The organism is Labrys sp. ALF-8, from assembly GCF_059699065.1.
Genome location: NZ_AP048537.1, coordinates 652178 through 669600, shown reverse-complemented (window position 1 = coordinate 669600; position 17423 = coordinate 652178). Strand labels below are relative to the sequence as shown.

General features: G+C 62.2%; 11 protein-coding genes. 2 read left to right on the top strand and 9 right to left on the bottom strand.

Annotation, left to right across the window (positions count from 1 at the left end; all coding sequences use genetic code 11):
• Positions 1–11: 11 nt before the first annotated feature.
• The 9 genes from AC6H34_RS03145 to AC6H34_RS03105 all read right to left on the bottom strand — a co-directional run bounded on the left by AC6H34_RS03145 (position 12) and on the right by AC6H34_RS03105 (position 15548).
• The gene (locus AC6H34_RS03145) at positions 12–1172 is read right to left on the bottom strand and encodes a TIGR03032 family protein (RefSeq protein WP_448146196.1); all 1161 of its coding nucleotides are present in this window, start codon (positions 1170–1172) and stop codon (positions 12–14) included.
• Positions 1173–1625: 453 nt separating this feature from the next.
• Complete coding sequence (locus tag AC6H34_RS03140; RefSeq protein ID WP_497537879.1) at positions 1626–4454, bottom strand: autotransporter family protein; 2829 nt, start codon at positions 4452–4454, stop codon at positions 1626–1628.
• Between the two features lie 523 nt (positions 4455–4977).
• Complete coding sequence (locus AC6H34_RS03135; RefSeq protein ID WP_497537878.1) at positions 4978–8511, bottom strand: autotransporter outer membrane beta-barrel domain-containing protein; 3534 nt, start codon at positions 8509–8511, stop codon at positions 4978–4980.
• Between the two features lie 733 nt (positions 8512–9244).
• Positions 9245–10144 (bottom strand): carbohydrate ABC transporter permease, encoded by a 900-nt coding sequence (locus AC6H34_RS03130; RefSeq protein WP_448151231.1) that lies wholly within the window; start codon positions 10142–10144, stop codon positions 9245–9247.
• A 43-nt stretch (positions 10145–10187) separates the two neighbouring features.
• Positions 10188–11279, bottom strand: a complete 1092-nt coding sequence (locus AC6H34_RS03125) for a carbohydrate ABC transporter permease (RefSeq protein WP_448146199.1) — start codon at positions 11277–11279, stop codon at positions 10188–10190.
• Positions 11280–11395: 116 nt separating this feature from the next.
• The gene (locus AC6H34_RS03120; protein WP_497537877.1) at positions 11396–13066 is read right to left on the bottom strand and encodes an extracellular solute-binding protein; all 1671 of its coding nucleotides are present in this window, start codon (positions 13064–13066) and stop codon (positions 11396–11398) included.
• Position 13067: 1 nt separating this feature from the next.
• On the bottom strand, positions 13068–13457 hold the full coding sequence (locus tag AC6H34_RS03115) for a hypothetical protein (RefSeq protein WP_497537876.1): 390 nt from the start codon (positions 13455–13457) through the stop codon (positions 13068–13070).
• Positions 13458–13532: 75 nt separating this feature from the next.
• Positions 13533–14594 (bottom strand): ABC transporter ATP-binding protein, encoded by a 1062-nt coding sequence (locus AC6H34_RS03110; RefSeq protein ID WP_448146202.1) that lies wholly within the window; start codon positions 14592–14594, stop codon positions 13533–13535.
• A 213-nt stretch (positions 14595–14807) separates the two neighbouring features.
• Positions 14808–15548: an outer membrane protein gene (locus AC6H34_RS03105; RefSeq protein ID WP_497537875.1), complete on the bottom strand. Its 741-nt coding sequence runs from the start codon at positions 15546–15548 to the stop codon at positions 14808–14810.
• 154 nt (positions 15549–15702) lie between these two features.
• On the opposite strand from AC6H34_RS03105, the gene AC6H34_RS03100 reads away from it, so the two are divergent.
• Positions 15703–16653, top strand: coding sequence for an ABC transporter ATP-binding protein (locus tag AC6H34_RS03100; RefSeq protein WP_448146204.1), 951 nt, complete (start codon positions 15703–15705; stop codon positions 16651–16653).
• Entirely contained in the window at positions 16653–17414 is a 762-nt protein-coding gene (locus tag AC6H34_RS03095) for an ABC transporter permease (protein ID WP_448146205.1), read from the top strand. The genes AC6H34_RS03100 and AC6H34_RS03095 overlap by 1 nt, the downstream gene beginning before the upstream one ends.
• The last annotated feature ends 9 nt before the right edge of the window (positions 17415–17423 follow it).

The following is a 17423-nucleotide window of genomic DNA, read 5'->3' as shown; positions in this document are numbered from 1 at the left end:
ATGTCCCGTTGTCAGTGTTCCGTGGCGTATGCCGGGGCAGGAGGCGCCGCTTTGTACGGCGCTCCCGGTTCGAGCGTGATGGAAGCCTCGTGCGGGCTGGAAGCGGGCGGTTCCGCTCCTGCCGTGCTGCCGGGCAAGTCCTCATGTGTGATGAGGGTCTGGATCTCGTTTGAGGCGAAGCCGAGCGACATCGGGCATGCGACGCCGGGCAGTGCGGCGACGTCGTAGATCTCTGCGACGGCGCCATCGATGCGGAACCAGTCGATGCAGGTGCCGGTGTCGAGGTCGATGACCTGGAGGCCGCACCATGGCTCGGAGTCGGCGTCCTTCAGCTTGCGGTCGAGCGGGAGGCCCTCGAAGCGCTCGTAGCGCGGCTTGGAGAGGCCGACGAGGGCGTAGCGCCCGGCGAAGGCCAGGCCGCGCAGGAAGCCGGGGCAGAAGGCGACGGGATGGAAGGTCCGGCTGTCGCGGTCGACCCAGCCAAGCTCGCCGGCGCCGGAGTTCAGGATCCACAGCCGCCCCTGGTGGAGGCGGGGCGAATGGGGCATGGACAGCCCCTCGCAGACGATATCGCCGGTGGCGACGTCGATGACGACCCCGCCGCCGGTGCGCCGGTCGCGCCAGCCGTCGATGGTGTTGGAGCGGCTCACGGCGGTGACATAGGCCGGCCGGCCCTCCTGCATCGCCATGCCGTTGAGATGGCAGCGGTCTTCATCGACGATGTGCGAGATGAAGGGGGGCTTCCATATCGGCGTGAAGCTCCTAGCGCGCGCGAGGCTCGCCAGGCAGTTGAAGCGGGTGTTGACGAAGACGACCTCGCCCTCGGCCGTCAGCCCGACATCATGGGCATCGAGGACGCCGGTGGTGAAGCTGATGCGCGGCACGTAGCAGGCATCGAAGGTGTGGTTGATGAACTGGCCTTCCTCGAGCACGTTCTCGAAGCGGTGTATCTGGAAGAGCGTGGCCAGGATGAGCGCGTTGCCTTCCACGGCGATGCCCATGGCCTTGTGGAACAGGCGCTCGTCCACCATCAGGCCGCCCGCGGGATTGCGGCCCAGCAGGTAGAACTTGCCCGACTGATAGGAGGAGATGGCGACCGAGAGATTCAGCCGCGCCAGGGTCGCAACGAACCCGGGCGAGACCGAGTAGGCGGTTTCGGCAGCTTCGCTCATGATGCCGCCATCCATGCCACATGCCCCACGGCTTCGCTGCTTCGGCCGGGTTGACGGGAGTGGAGACGTGAGAACGACATTGGACCCTGCGCAGATTCAGACAAAAATCGCTGATTGAAGATTTCTGCTCGGGACGCTACCAGATACCTTTAGGTAAAGTATCACATGAAGTGATCATAATTTTATATAAATTGACTATTTTGAGTCTAAATTAGATTTTATACTCAAGACGCTTCAATTTTTGGTTGCAGTATATCTGTATTCAATTTCCGGTTGTGGAAGAAGTTCTGGGCTCCCTGAAAGCCGATGAGGAGGAAGCAACGGACAAGCAGACCCGTCCGATTTTCCCTCATGCTCTCCGTCGTCTTCGCCATTGCCACAAGTCCTGCTCGTGGCGATGGCTACTTGGGCGATGGCAGCTTGCGTCTCGTCGCTGCTGCTATCGTGCCTGCGTCACCACCTGTAGCGCAGGCCGGCGGTGCCCTTGACGGTGTAGTTGTCGCCGCCCTTTCCGGAGAGGGCCATGGCGTAGTCGGCCTCGCCATAGGCGCTCCAGTTCTTGTTCCAGGAATAGGTGGCGCCGACACCGGCCTCGCCCCACAGGCGGCGGTTGCCCTGGACCAGCGATGTGCCGGCCACCTTGACGCTGGTGCCGTTCAGGAACTCGTAGGTGAGGTTGACGATGCCGTAGAACTGCAGGCGGTTGGGCTGGCCGTTGGCGTCCTGCCAGACCGACAGGTTCTCCAGCCGGACACCGGCGCGGCCCTGCAGGCTGTCGCCCTTGCCGAGCGCGATGCGGTTGCCCAGGTTGTCGGTGAAGCTGGAAAAGTCCACATGCGTCCAGGCGAGCTGCGCCTGCGGCACCACCGCCCAGCCCGAACCGAGCTCGTAGCGCTTGCCGACTTCGAGGCTCGCCGCGCTCGACCAGCCCTGGTTGTGGCCGTTCTTGTTCGACAGGCTGGAGTCGTACCAGGTGAACTGGGCGATGGCGTCGGCATAGAGGCCGTCATTGCCGAGCCACGTCATGTTGGCGCCGACGCCGTAGCCCGTGGTGGTGATCTTGCCCTTGGAGCGGGCGGCACCCGTCACGGGATCGCGGGTCACGTCGATGCGCGCCGTCGAGGTGCCGATGGTCGCATAGGCGCCGAGCGTGAGATCGCCCCAGGCCGTCTCCTTGGCCACGCCTTCGTAGCCGGCCTGCATGAAGCCGATGCTCTGCGTGTAGGCCGAGCCGGCCCTGGGCGCGAAGGACGAATACTGCCCGCCGATCCGGCCCCATGCACCCTGGCCGATCAGTGCGGGGCCACCCCTGGCGTAGCTTTCGTTCTGCGCCGCCGTAGGCGTGCAGCGGAAGTTCTGCGTCGGGTCCTTGCACCAGATCGCCTCCGCCGGCGTTCCATTTGGCCAGATGCGGTTGCCGGTGCGCTGCTGCAGGGTGCCGAGCGTCGCCTGTGCGAAATGAGACAGTACATCGGCATAGGGAAGGGTCGTCTGGCTGGTCGGAGCCAGTTCCTGGGTCGAACGCAAGTACCAGTTCTGGTCGGTGTGGGCGAGGTTCTGGTAGTAGAGATTGTAGTCGTAGGCACCGACCGAGATCGCCCCATTGAGATGGAAGGCGGTGTCCGATGTCGTGGCGCCGTTGATGGCGTCCACCACCAGGATGCCGTCGGCCTGCGTCAGTGCGCCGGGACCATTCACGTTGTTGATCTGTATTTCGGTCGATCCCGTCGCCGTGCCTCCATCGATGACGAGAACGTCCGAAGGCGCTCCGTCGGAAGCCATGTAGGTATCGAGCTTGAGCACAGCGCCGTCGCCTACATAGTCTCCCTGGATGGTCAGGCGATCACCGACCACGCCGTCGCTGAGGCTGATGGTCGAGGCCGTCGAAGACACATCGCCTATCATGATGAACGCGCCGGCGCCTCCCTTGAAGGCATTGAGCGTGGAGTCATTCGTCATCGTCAGCGTGTCGAAAGTGGAGGTCGCTACGGCCCCCGTCGTCTTCTCGGCCAGATTCCAGGTGGACCCATTGCTCAAGGCGAGATCGACGGTCGAGTTGGCGTAAGTCTTGTTGACCAAGCCGGTTATGGTTGTTCCATTGTCGAAGGTCGCCTGCACGGAACTGGGCGTTGCGACGTTGCGGTAGTTGATCACATCCAGGATATACCCGTCACTTGCCGCCAGAAGGTCCGACTGCCGGTCGAACAGCAGCTGAACGTCCTGCTGTCCGCCATCGATCAGCAGCAGCGGAGCGGTCGTCGATTGGGTCCGGATGGTGGCGTCCCCGAAGGAGGCGATGATTCCCGGCCCGAGCGCTCCGCCGGAATCGACGCTCGCGCCCCAATCGTCGATCCCGATCGCCAACGCGCTGCGGCTGGCAAGGATGTTGGTGGAGCTGTTGGGGCCATTCGCCATGAGCTTCGAACCGCTGACCGACATCTTGATGGCAGCTCCCCAATAGGGCTGGCTGCCGCCGAAGGCCGGATCCATGATGATGGTCATGGCTCCGTTCGAATAGAGCTCTCCCTTGCCGGTGCCGACTGCGCGGGTCTTGCCGATCTTGATCGCGCTGCTGTCGAAGGTTCTCGATCCGGAGTGGATGAGATGAATATTGCTGTCGTTCAATATGACTTGCGATACGGCTTCGTTGCCGGAACTGTCGGACGCTGCTCCTGAAATGTAGATACCCTCCACACGCTCACCGGTAAGGGTCATGTCGAGGGTGCCATTGATGACGATCTTGCCGGAACTGCCGTTGCCGGCGTTCAGATAGGCCCCCTGGATCGCGCGCAGCCCGGCGTTGAGGACCGGTTGAACCAGTCCGCCGGCGGTGGTCTGATCGATGGTCGCGTTATTGAGGGTTATTGTCGAAAATTTGCCGTTGTTGGCCGCCGACGCGCCTCCTTCGCCCGAAATGACGGACGAGCCGGCGAGGATGGCGTAGGATGCAACCCCACCGCTCGAGTTTCCTCCAGTGTAGGTACTGTTCGACGTAAGAGTGAAGTTGTTTCCGTTGATTGCAACCGTGCTGTGCGTGCCCAGGCCGTTGATGCCGCCGCCGGCGCCGCTATTGGTCACCGTCGCCGTGACATCCGTGAAATTGATGCTTCCGTGCGTCAGGTACTGATTGCCAATTACTGCGAAGCCATTGGTTCCAGTGTAGGAAATATTCGCCGCTCCGATCGTGACCGTATCATCTGCGGCGGAGAGATTGCTGCGGGCCAGGACGTACCACGAAGCACCGCTCCCCAACGTCGTCGGCGATCCAGTCGTGGCGGGCACCTGGTTGCATGCCACTCCATAGGGACTGCCCGTCCATCCGGCGATGTAGGAGCCATTGGCATCCGATGTGCACGTGCCGGCAGCGTGTGCCGCCGATGCCGCCGATGCAAGAGCAGTTATGATTGACGTCCGACCAGCTGTCCCTAACCACCGTTTCATTCTTCAATCTCCCACAAAAGTGGTAGATGAAACGCAAAACATAGGTATTTATTATATAACATGCCCCATATTCCCCTACGGTATTAGTGGGGAAATTTGCTATCATAGGTTTGTAATATTGTCTAATTCTAGAATATATCGGTATGTAGTTCTAAATTTTGTATGTATTTTATGATTTGTAATTATTTAAACATATATTTCTGTGTTTTTATTTATTAATGACGTATATTGTTAAATTTTTAAAATTAAAATGAGGTAGTTTCGTGTATTATAATCTGAAGTAAGAATCTTTTATTTAAAATAAGCTATATAATATTATCCCTGCCACTCAATATGCATGAGGTGGCAGGGATAATTGCACGGATCACCACCTGTAGCGCAGGCCGGCGGTGCCCTTGACGGTGTAGTTGTCGCCGCCCTTTCCGGAGAGGGCCATGGCGTAGTCGGCCTCGCCATAGGCGCTCCAGTTCTTGTTCCAGGAATAGGTGGCGCCGACACCGGCCTCGCCCCACAGGCGGCGGTTGCCCTGGACCAGCGATGTGCCGGCCACCTTGACGCTGGTGCCGTTCAGGAACTCGTAGGTGAGGTTGACGATGCCGTAGAACTGCAGGCGGTTGGGCTGGCCGTTGGCGTCCTGCCAGACCGACAGGTTCTCCAGCCGGACACCGGCGCGGCCCTGCAGGCTGTCGCCCTTGCCGAGCGCGATGCGGTTGCCCAGGTTGTCGGTGAAGCTGGAAAAGTCCACATGCGTCCAGGCGAGCTGCGCCTGCGGCACCACCGCCCAGCCCGAACCGAGCTCGTAGCGCTTGCCGACTTCGAGGCTCGCCGCGCTCGACCAGCCCTGGTTGTGGCCGTTCTTGTTCGACAGGCTGGAGTCGTACCAGGTGAACTGGGCGATGGCGTCGGCATAGAGGCCGTCATTGCCGAGCCACGTCATGTTGGCGCCGACGCCGTAGCCCGTGGTGGTGATCTTGCCCTTGGAGCGGGCGGCACCCGTCACGGGATCGCGGGTCACGTCGATGCGCGCCGTCGAGGTGCCGATGGTCGCATAGGCGCCGAGCGTGAGATCGCCCCAGGCCGTCTCCTTGGCCACGCCTTCGTAGCCGGCCTGCATGAAGCCGATGCTCTGCGTGTAGGCCGAGCCGGCCCTGGGCGCGAAGGACGAATACTGCCCGCCGATCCGGCCCCATGCACCCTGGCCGATCAGTGCGGGGCCACCCCTGGCATATGTCGTCGCTTGCGCGGCCGGCAGGTCGGCCGCGAGGCGCGACACGCCGACGGGCCAGATGCGGTTGCCGGTGCGCTGCTGCAGGGTGCCGAGCGTCGCCTGCGTGAAATGCGACAGCACGTCGGCATAGGGAAGGGTCGTCTGGCTGGTGGGGGCGAGTTTGCCCGTCGAGCGCAAGTACCAGTTCTGGTCGGTCTGGGCGAGGTTCTGGAAATAGAGACCGTAGTCGTAGGCGCCGGCCGAGACCGCCGCGCCGAGCGAGAAGGCTCCCGCCTCCGACGTGCCGTCGACGTGGATGACCTCGATGCCGTCATTCGTGGCAGCGCCGGGGCCTGTGGTATTGTTGACGAGCAATGTCGTCGTGCCCGAGACATTGCCGTGCACGACCAGCTTGTCGGTGGGCGAATTGTCCGAGGCCAGGTAGGTGTTGAGCACGAGCGTGCTGCCCGAGACACCGACATAGTCGCCGTTCACCGTCAATGTCGTCCCGGCCGTGCCGCCCTTCAGATTGGTCGCGACGGTGCCGGCATTCGTCAGGGACTTTACGGTCTGATCGAAACCATTGGCATCCAGCGTGCCCGCGGTGACGTTGACGTCAGAGTTCGGGCTGAAGGCGTTGGCGACGCCGGCCTGCAGCATGCCGGCGGAAACGGTCGTCAGGCCCCAATAGCTGCTCTGGCCGGTCAGCGTCGTGGTGCCGCTGTTCATCTGGTTGACGGCCAGTTTGTAATTGGGTGACGCGCTTGTCATCGGCGGCGAGAAGACGATGTCGTCGGTATGGTTGAAATTGATCGTCGCCCCGGCCTGCGAATAGCTGACGATCTGGCCCGCCGTCAGGTTTCCCGCGACGCCGCCGGTCCCGATATTGATGGTGCCGGTGCCGTTGGGCGAGAAGCCTCCGCCGACGCCGACCGTGCCGGAAACCGAGGCAAGGGCGCCGTTGGCGAGGTTGACGACCCCGGTCGCGCCGCTGTTGCCGACGGACATGTTGCCCGTGATGTCGAGGGACGAGCCTGCACCCGTGACTGTGACCGTGCCGTCCGAACCGTCGAAGCGCGCGATCGTGGTGTCCCCGCTGGTGGCTTGGGCGCCGTCCTCGATCGTCAGGCTGGCCGTGCCGTTATCGCCGACGACGAGGCTGCCGGCGTTCTGCCAGGCCGATCCTGCGCCGGAGATCGTTACGGTGCCGCTGGAGCCTTCGAGTTGCGCAATCGTCATCGAGGCTGTCGCGAGATTGGCGCCATCATCGACCGTCAGGCTGGCCGTGCCGAGGCGACCGACGGTCATTGTGTCGGTTGTGGTCCAGTTCGAGCCGGCGCCGCTCACCGTGGCAGTGGTGCTGGAGCCCGCGTAGTAGCTCAGATGGGTGACACCGGTTTCGATCGAGCCGCCATCCGTCGCATCGATGGTGGTGGTGCCATACAAAGTCGAGAGCTGGCCCGAGCTGACGAATTTCGAACCATTGCCTGTGACGTTGATCTCGCTCAAGCCATCGACCTCACGGCACTGAATGCAAGCGAAGCCATTGCTTTGAAACACGCCGCCATCTTCGATGTTCAGCGTGCTTGAGTTGATCCCTATGCCATTTGCCGCAATCCACTTGGAACCATCGCCCGTCACCGTCGCAACCGACCGCAATCCATAATTGCCTATCGCGGCATTGGGAGTGATGACCTGCCCTCCGGCCTCGATGAGAAGCGATCCTTCGCCGCCGGCGGGGACGCCAGGACCGTTGGAATATTCTCCACCGACTTCAATGCCATTGGAACTCAAGGTCGAACCGACGCCGGTGACCACTATCGACGAGCCATTGGCACTGGCTTGGTTGGCGACAAGGATCCCGTAGGAACTGAAGGCCGTCGCGCCGCCCTCGATGCGCAGGGAACCCAAGCCGGCGTCGCCGACGATCAGAGATTCGCCGGCGTTGAAGGTCGATCCCGTGCCCGTCACGACCACGGAACCGGTCGAGCCGGACTGCCGTGCTATGGTCGTCAGGGGCGCAAGGCCGCCCGGAGGTGCAACGGTGTTGGCGACGCTTCCGCCGTTCTCGATCCTGAGAGTGCCCTTGCCCGCATCACCGACCACGAGCGTATTGCCGGTGGAGAGCGTGGAGCCGTTGCCCGTCACGGTGACCGAGCCGGTCGAGTTCGCGAGGCTGCCGATCGTGGTCCCGGAGGAGATCGTTACGCTGGCGCCATCCTGGACCGAGAGCGAGCCAGATCCTACGACGCCGACGATGAGACCGTTGCCGGACAACGAGGAACCCGCCCCCGTGACGACCGTGGTTCCCGTCGAGCCGGCGAGATCCCCGATGCGGATCGAATTGGCCTTGGCCTGGCCGCCGCCGCTGACGTTGAGGAAGCCGGTTCCGGTCCTGCCCACCGATATGAAATTGGTCAGGTTGACGCTGCCGCCGGTCAGGACGTTCACCGTTCCCGTGTTCGGCATTCCGATGAGAAGATTGACGCCCGGATTCCAGGGGCTCGACTGGGTGCCGGGGACATTCACCGTCTGGTTGTCGACGGTCACGTTCTGTGCCTGCGCCCTGCTGAACGGTGCGAGGGCGAGGAGGCAGGTTGCGGCGCCTGTGGCGATCTTGATCGGCTGGTTCTTCTGTCCGGAACCAGGATTGTCTGCGGAGCCCGCGGGCTTCTTGTTCTGAGCGGTCATTGTTCGTGATTTGATCGTTTGGTGTGAAAAGGCACGTATTTGAGAGAATATGGGCGCGTGTATGTGCGATTTCGCACAACCTGGAAGACGCATTCCGTTGGTTCCGGCCTGCTCGATCCGTGCTTCACGGATTATTTCGGTCCCGGACTTCCCTACCGTCGCGACGGTCAGGAACTTGCCTGCGTTCGGGTATTCCAAAGCCCGACGCCTGGGCATCGGCTCCGGCATCGACGCGGGAAATCATCCAGAACGCGCCGGGGAGGGCCTTGTCGGGTTCGAGGGCCAGGGTGCAGTCGTGCGAGCAGCCGATGCGACGAGCATTGCCGCAAAGACACTATAGAGAATTGTTCCGAACTCGCTCATGATTCCACCCCAGGCCCCTCGCGAACTAGGGATTCTTAAGTGGAATGTTGCTATATTAGTCAATAATATCTCGAAATTATATTGAGCTTTTTATATAAATTTAGATCATTCTATATAAATACGAATAAAATTCGGAAGAATGTTTTGAATATATGACAATTATCGCAACGGCATGACGAAGAAGCAACCGATGAAAATGCCGTACCAACTGACTCCAGGTCTTTGCCTATGGATATGCGAGCCGTCCTGTCGGTCCGAGCCCGTTTTAACGCCGCGGCGCATTGGCCATGGTTCTGGCTCGCCGCTGCTGTACGAGCGGCTCGCGGCGTCCGTCCACATTTGCTGGGTGGGGCGGCTGTTTCCGGCGCTTCTACTTCACCGAGCCAGCCGTCAGGCCCTTCACGATATAGCGCTCGAGGAAGATGCCGATGACTGCCAGCGGCGCGATGGCGGTGGTCGAGAGGGCGGCCATCGACCACCAGTTGATGCCCTGGGAGCCGGTCTGGCTCGCCACCATCACCGGCAGGGTCTTGGCATCCGTGGAGGTCAGCAGCGCCGCGAAGAAATATTCATTCCAGCACAGCACCAGTGACAGGATGAAGGCGGCGACCATGCCCGGCAGGGCGATGGGCAGGATGATGTGCCAGAAGGCGCCCCAGAGCGAGAGGCCATCCACCAATGCCGCCTCGTCGAGTTCGGTCGGGATGGTGTCGAACTGGTCGCGCATGATCCAGATCACGATCGGAAGGACCGTTAGGGTGTAGAGTAGAATCAGGCCGATGCGGGTGTCGAGCAGCCCAAGTTCCCTGTACAGCACCAGGAAGGGCAGGGCGAGCACGACCGGCGGCAGGATCAACTGGGACAGGAAGAAGAAGGAGATGTCCCGGTTGCGCATCCAGGCGAACTTGTACTGGAAGCGGCTGAGCCCGTAGGCCGCGAGCGAGCCGATCACCACGGCTAGCAGGGATGCACCGAGCGAGGTGATGACGCTGTTGGAGAAGCGGGCGACGAATTCGTCGCGTGCCGTCGAGGTCGCGAAGACGGTATCGGGTGAAAGGCCCAGCGAGCGCCAGCCCTTCCAATCCGGCTGGAAGTCGATCCAGGGCAGGAGGTGGCCCTGCGTGACGTCGACGGCCGATTTCATCGACGTGGACAGGGTCCAGTAGATCGGAAAGAGCGAGATGAAGGCCCACAGGATCAACGCGCCGTAGATCAGCACGCGGCTGAGGACGACGGTCGCCTTGAAGGCTGTGTCCCGGGGCGGGGCGATCGGTGTCGCGGCGGCGGCATTGGCCAAGGTCCGGTCCTCCCGCTTAGTTGTTGCGCTGCATGAAGCGGTTGGCGAAGTTCAGCAGCGTGGTGACGAAGACGATGATCACCACGAGGTAGAACATCGCCAGCATCGTACCGTAGCCGACGTTCGACCTGTCTCGATATTCGCGATAGATGAAGCTCGATACCGTGTCCGTGGCGCCGCCCGGGCCGCCCGAGGTGGTGTTGATCACGATATCGGCGAGCTTCAGCTTGAAGATGATCCTGAGCACGATGGCCGTGATGCTCACCGGCAGCATCAGCGGGAAGATCATCTCCTTGAACTGCTGCCAGCCGCTTGCGCCGTCGATCTTCGAGGCCTCCATCACCTCCCGGGGCAGGGCCTGCAGGCCGGCCAGCAGCAGGATCATCAGGAAGGGGATGGAGACCCACGCGTCCATCGCTTCGATGGAGATGCGGGCGACCCATGGATCGGTGAAGAAGGAGGGATTCTTCCAGCCGATTTCCCGCATCAGCCGCGCTACCGGGCCGTAGCGATATTCCATCATCGACTTGCCGACCATCCAGCTCACGGCCACGGGGCTCAGCATGAAGGGCAGGAGGAAAGCGACGCGGAAGAACTTGCGCGCCTTGATCTCGGCATTGAGCAGCAAGGCCAGGCCGAAGGCGATGGCATACTCCACGAACACCATCAACACATAGAAGACCATGTTGAGCAGGGCGTTCCAGAAGTCGGCGTCGTGGAAGAGGGCGACGAGATTGTCGATCCCGTTGAAGCGCTGGCCGGCAAAGGAGCTCAGGTTCCAGTCGGTGAAGGCGATGTAGAAGCCGAACAGGGTGGGAAAGATCGCCATCGCCACGGTGAACAGCACCGCCGGCAGGATGAACAGCGCGCGCTCGCCCGCTTCTCCGCGGATCAGCACCTGGCCGATGCCGAGCGCGATCGACCACAGCACGAAGGCGTAGAGCACCGGGCGCCAATTGGCGAAACCGAGGGCAAGCCCCTGGTTCTCGTGCAGGAACTGCACCAGGGCGACGGCGATCAGCAGGAGCGAGGCGACAGCGATGATGACGCGCCCGGCCGTGAGACGTCCCCCCGAGATCGAGGAGGGGATGGTGGTGGAGGGCGTCATGAAGCTCCCCGGCTGGGCGGATACCACAGCGGCATGCGTGCATGTCGCCGTGTCCGGTCTTGGAAAGGTGGCATTGTCGGACAGGAAGCGGCGGCCCGAGACCGCCGCTTAGAGCCTCACATGCCCAGCGAGGCCTTGTAGAGCGCGACCTGCTTCTCGCGGCCGATCTGGTCCGTCAGCTTCTCCCAGGCGGCGGCGATCTGGTCGGCGCCTTCCTGGGCCTTGAGCTGGCCGGCGAAGATCTTGGCGAGAATGTCCTCTGCAAGGCTGTAATACTGGAAGATGCCGGGAATACGCGGCTCGATCGCCCCGTTCGGGTGATTGTAGGAGTTGAACTGCGAGGCGAGGTAGTTCGAGATGAACTCCTTGTCGTAGCCGGCCGACACCCACTCGTCCACATGGCCCTGGCTGTTGCGGTAGCACTGGAAGCCGGAGGGGTAGACGGCCGTCCACAAGGCCAGATCCTTGCCGCCGAGATGGGCGGCGGCGCTCCAGGCGGCCCTGTGCTTCTTCTCATCCTTGTCGACGCGGGCCATCACATAGACGCCCCAGCCGAGATAGGCGAGGTTCGGCGCGTAGTTCGGGCCGCTCGGCAGCTTCTCCCACTGGCCCGACTTGGCGTTGTAGACGTCGTCGGAGCCCGGCAGGATGTCGAAGGCGCACTTGTCGCCGATGACGGAGGAGTCGTTCGTCTTGGCGTTGGAGCCGATGTCGCCCCACCACACGCACATGGCCCCGGTGCCGCCCAGGAATTGCTGGAAGCCCGTGGTGTTGGGGTCGGCGTTGAGCTGGTCGGCCGGCTCCGACGGCAGGGCGTCGAGCACGTCCTGAATGGCGCGAACCCAGGCCGGATTGTTGATGCGCGGCTTCATCGTGTCGACGTCGAACAGCCAGGCCTTGTCGCTGGGGTGCTTGGCATAGGCCGTGGCGCGGCTGCCCAGGAAGTAGAAGCCGAATCCGCCCCAGGCCTTGCAGGGATCGAGATAGCCATAGGCTTCCTGGCCGTCGATCTGCTTGCCCTTCAGGAACTTGGTAACCGCCTGCACCTGCTGCCAGGTCTTCGGCACCGCCCATTCGGTGGCGTTGCCGGCGTCCTTCCAGGCCTTGGCGAGCGCCTCGTCCTTGAAGTAGTCCGTGCGGTAGTTGAAATTATGCGTGTCGCCGTCGATGGTTACACGGTATTGCTTGCCGTCCCAGGTGCCCACCGGAGGCTTGAGGTAGTTGACCAGGTCGTCCATGTCGATCTGCTTCTTGACCCAGTCCGGCATCTCGGAAGCCAGGCCCTTGCCGCAGACGTCGCCTTCGAAGGGCGCACCCATTTCGAGGATATCGAAGTCGACGGTGCCGGTGGCGATCGCCTGCTGGAGGCGCGGATTGTAGTCGGCCTGGGCGAGGTCGATCCAGGTGATCTTGGCGCCCGTATAGGCTTCCCACGGCTTGAGGAAGCCACGGAACAGGAGGTTGTGCAGGTTCTGGTTGTTGAGGCCCATGAAGGACAGCTCGACGCCTGCGAACTCGCCCTCCTTGACGCTGTCCTTGGTGGCACCGAGGCAGAGTTCGCCCACCTTCTGCCAGTCCGCGTCCGTCGGGGAACCCTTGCCGACGCCCGGGATCTGCAGGATCTTCGCGCGAAGGTCGCTGGCCTCGTCGGCCGAGGCGGGCTCGATGGCCGCGCTTGCGCCAAGACCGCCGAGCGCCGCGAGGGCACCGGCACCGGCAGCTCCCCTCAGAAGCCCGCGGCGGCTTGCCTGGAGGGCGAGAAAACGTTTGTAATCGTCCAGTCTCACGTCAAATCCTCCCGTTTCGAAACAGCTCGTTGTTCTTGTTGGCTGCGCTTGTGCGCGGCAGGCGGCCGGAAGCCGCGATCCCTGATAATGTCGAGCGTTGGGATGCTAGGAAGACGCCTCCGATGCTGTCAACAAAATAGTACACGATCCTGAGTAATTCGCCGATCGACATCGCCCGATCATCCGGGCGGCCGAATTGGCGGGTTGGGTATATTTTCGGCATTCCCGTTGTGGGTGATGGAATATGGATGAATATTATTAGGTTACCGCCGTTCAAGGTAAATTTACGAAATCCATCTTGAGTAAATTCTGTTTTATCATTGATAATATGAAGTATATTACTTATGGTATGCCTCGCCAATTGTGCGTGAGCGGCAATGATCTCCGGCATAGATCGCTTCGGAGACACGACAATTTCGCTGATAGGTCTGACCAATTACGAGAACAGCTCGCTTCCTCGCGAGCCTCAATTCAACCGCAGCCCGGTCTGTGCATCGAACAGATGTACCGCGTCGAGCGCCGGAGTCAGCGCCAGAGGCTCGCCCGAAGCAACCGTCACGCGTTCGCGGAAGACGCCGAGCAGCTTCTGCTCGCCGATATGCGCGAAGACCTGGGTTTCCGATCCGGTCGGCTCCACCACGCTGACAGTCGCCTCCAGCGGGCCGCCAAGCGAGAAATGCTCGGGCCGGATACCATAGACGACGCGTTTGCCCTCGCTGCCGTCGGGGACGCCGGCGACGGGGAGTTCGACACCATCGTCGGTGACGAAGCGCGGCACGGGGCTCTTCTCCAGCCGGCCCTTGATCATGTTCATGGCCGGCGAGCCGATGAAGCCGGCGACGAAGAGATTGGCCGGGCGGTCATAGAGCTCGAGCGGTGACCCGATCTGCTCGATGATGCCGTCATGCAGCACGACGATGCGGTCGGCCATGGTCATGGCCTCGATCTGGTCATGGGTGACGTAGATCGTCGTCGTCTTCAGGCGCTGGTGGAGTTCCTTGATTTCGGCCCGCATCTGCACACGCAGCTTGGCATCGAGGTTTGAGAGCGGCTCGTCGAACAGGAAGACCTGCGGCGCGCGCACGATGGCGCGGCCCATGGCCACGCGCTGGCGCTGGCCGCCCGAGAGCTGGCGCGGATAGCGGCCGAGATAGGGACCCAGGTCCAGGATCTCGGCTGCCCGCTTCACGCGCTCGTCGATCTCGGCCTTCGGGGTTTTGCGGATCTTCAGGGCAAAGCCCATGTTTTCCGCCACCGTCTTGTGCGGATAGAGCGCGTAGGATTGGAACACCATGGCGATGTCGCGGTCGCGCGGCGGCAGGTCGTTGACGAACCGCTCGCCGATCTTGAGACCGCCGTCGGTGATGGGTTCGAGCCCGGCGATCATGCGCAGCAGGGTGGATTTGCCGCAGCCCGAGGGGCCGACGAGAGTCACGAACTCGCCATCCTTGATGCTGATCGAAACACCGTGGATGACTTGCTGCGCCCCATAGGACTTCTTGACGTCGATGACATCCACGGAGGCCATGCCACATTCCTTGCCGGGCTAATTTGTCGGACGGAAAGTGGTAGCCGAAGAGTTCGCCATCCGGCAAGGGGAAGCGGCGTGCGCTCGGCAACCGTCACCCGGTCCTCGGGCGGCCAGTGTCTTGCCGGTTCTCCAGGAGGCGAGCAGCCCGGTGGAAGATGGAAGGCAGGCGAGGTGCCTGCCATCCCAGGACGGACTATTCCATGCTGGGGATCAGTTCAGCTTGTACCGCAGGCTGATGCGAAGTTCGTTATCCCAGATCGTATCGGCGGCGATATTGCCCTTGGCCGTCGATCCTGCTCCCGCCTCGCCGAGATTCAGCAGGCGGTAGTCCGCATCCACTGAGATCTTTTCGGTCACCGCATAGCTCAGCCCGGCGCCGACCTGCCAGGTGAAGCGCCATGCGTTGCGGCCCGAAGCGGACGGGCAGGGACCAATGCACTGGCCGGCCAGCTTGAGGTCGTCCCATTGCAGGCGAGCCGCGCCGAGCCCCGCTCCGAGATAGGGTGTCAGCCCTTTCCAGGTGCCGATGTCGTAGTAGACGTTGGCAAGCACCGGCACGGCGCTGAACCTGCCGCCAAGCGCCCCGGCGCAGGCCTTGCCGCAGGTACCGGCGAAGCGTTCGGAGAAATCGCGAGCGGCGAGATAATCGAGCGAGACGTCCGTGCGAAGCCAGCCCCATTGATAGCCGAAAGCGCCCCCCGCGCTCCAGCCGGTCTTGAGATCCTCACCTCTCGTGCCGGCGCCGGGGATCGCGAAGGGACGCAATCCCGGGCTACCCGGCAAGCTGACGCCGGCGGAGCCTCGAAGATACCAGTTCGCCCCGCTCTGCGCGTCGTCCAGGCCGTTCACCTGGTCGAGCGAGGGGAGGGGCGGCAGCAGGCCGGCCCGCGCCGCCGTCTGCGGGAGGGCGGCGGCCAGGCCGGCGAGGAGAGGCAGGGCGAAGCGGCGCATTCTCATTCCTTGGCCGCCGGCTTGCGAGGCGACTCACTTCGGGTCTTCGGCCGCAATGTGAGCCAGCATGTCTTAAACCTTTGTTAACCCTAATGAAACGTGAACGCTGTTGCGTTCCCCGGAGAAAGCGGCCACATCCGCCCACGGAGGCATCATGAAAGCGAACAACACGCCGTCCGCGCAGGACGCCATCGTCGTCGTCGCGGGCGTCAGCAAGACCTACGCGTCTGGTTTCCAGGCCTTGAAAACCATCGACCTGACCTTGCGCCGCGGCGAGATTTTCGCGCTGCTCGGCCCCAATGGTGCCGGCAAGACGACGCTCATCTCGATCATCTGCGGCATCGTCAACCCCTCGGGCGGCAGCGTTCTCGCTGATGGCCACGATATCGTCAGGGACTACCGGGCCGCCCGTACCAAGATCGGCCTCGTGCCCCAGGAGCTGTCGACCGACGCCTTCGAGACGGTGTGGGCGACGGTGAGCTTCAGCCGTGGCCTCTTCGGCAAGCCGCCCAATCCGGCCTTTCTGGAGAAGATCCTGCGCGACCTCTCGCTCTGGGACAAAAGAGACAGCAAGATCAATGCTTTGTCCGGCGGCATGAAGAGGCGTGTGATGATCGCCAAGGCCCTCTCGCACGAGCCGCGCATCCTCTTCCTCGACGAACCCACGGCCGGTGTCGACGTCGAACTGCGGCGTGACATGTGGGAAATGGTGCGCTCCCTTCGGGAAAGCGGGGTCACGATCATCCTGACCACCCATTACATCGAGGAAGCCGAGGAGATGGCCGATCGCATCGGCGTCATCAACAAGGGCGAGATCATCCTGGTCGAGGACAAGGCCGAGCTCATGCGTAAGCTCGGCAAGAAGCAACTCACGCTTACCCTCCAGCACCCGCTCGAACGGGTGCCGCAGGCGCTCGACACCTATCGTCTAGACATCGCGGACAACGGCAACCAGCTCATCTACACCTTCGACGCCAAGGACGATCCCGAGATCCTGGCCCGCCTGCTTCACGATGTCGGCGAGGCGGGTGTCGGCTTCAGGGACCTGCAGACCAGCCAGTCCTCGCTGGAGGACATCTTCGTCAGCCTGGTGGGAACGCATTGATGAATATCCATGCCATCCGCGCGATCTACGTCTTCGAGATGTCCCGCACGTTCCGCACGCTCCTGCAGAGCATCGCTTCGCCGGTGATCTCGACCTCGCTCTATTTCATCGTGTTCGGCTCGGCCATCGGCGCCCACATGAACGAGATCGACGGGGTGAGCTACGGCTCCTTCATCGTGCCCGGCCTGATCATGCTGGCGATCCTGACGGAGAGCATTTCCAATGCCTCCTTCGGGATCTATATGCCGAAGTTCATCGGCACGATCTACGAGGTGCTTTCCGCTCCCGTCTCCGTGGTGGAAATCGTCATCGGCTATGTCGGGGCGGCTGCGTCCAAATCCGTGCTGCTCGGGCTCATCATCCTGGTCACGGCCCGTCTGTTCGTCGATTTCTCGATCCAGCATCCGCTATGGATGATCGCCTTCCTCGTCCTTACCTCGGTGACCTTCAGCCTGTTCGGCTTCATCATCGGGGTGTGGGCGGACGGCTGGGAGAAGCTGCAGATCGTTCCGACGCTGATCGTCACGCCGCTGACCTTCCTGGGCGGCAGCTTTTATTCGATCTCGATGCTGCCGGAACTCTGGCAGAAGATCACGCTGTTCAATCCGGTCGTCTATCTCGTCAGTGGTTTCCGCTGGAGCTTCTACGGTATCTCGGATGTCGACGTCGGGGTGAGCCTCGGCATGACGCTGGTGTTCATGGCTCTATGCCTCGTCGCCATCGCGGTGATCTTCCGCACGGGCTACAGGATCAAGGCATAGCGGAGAACG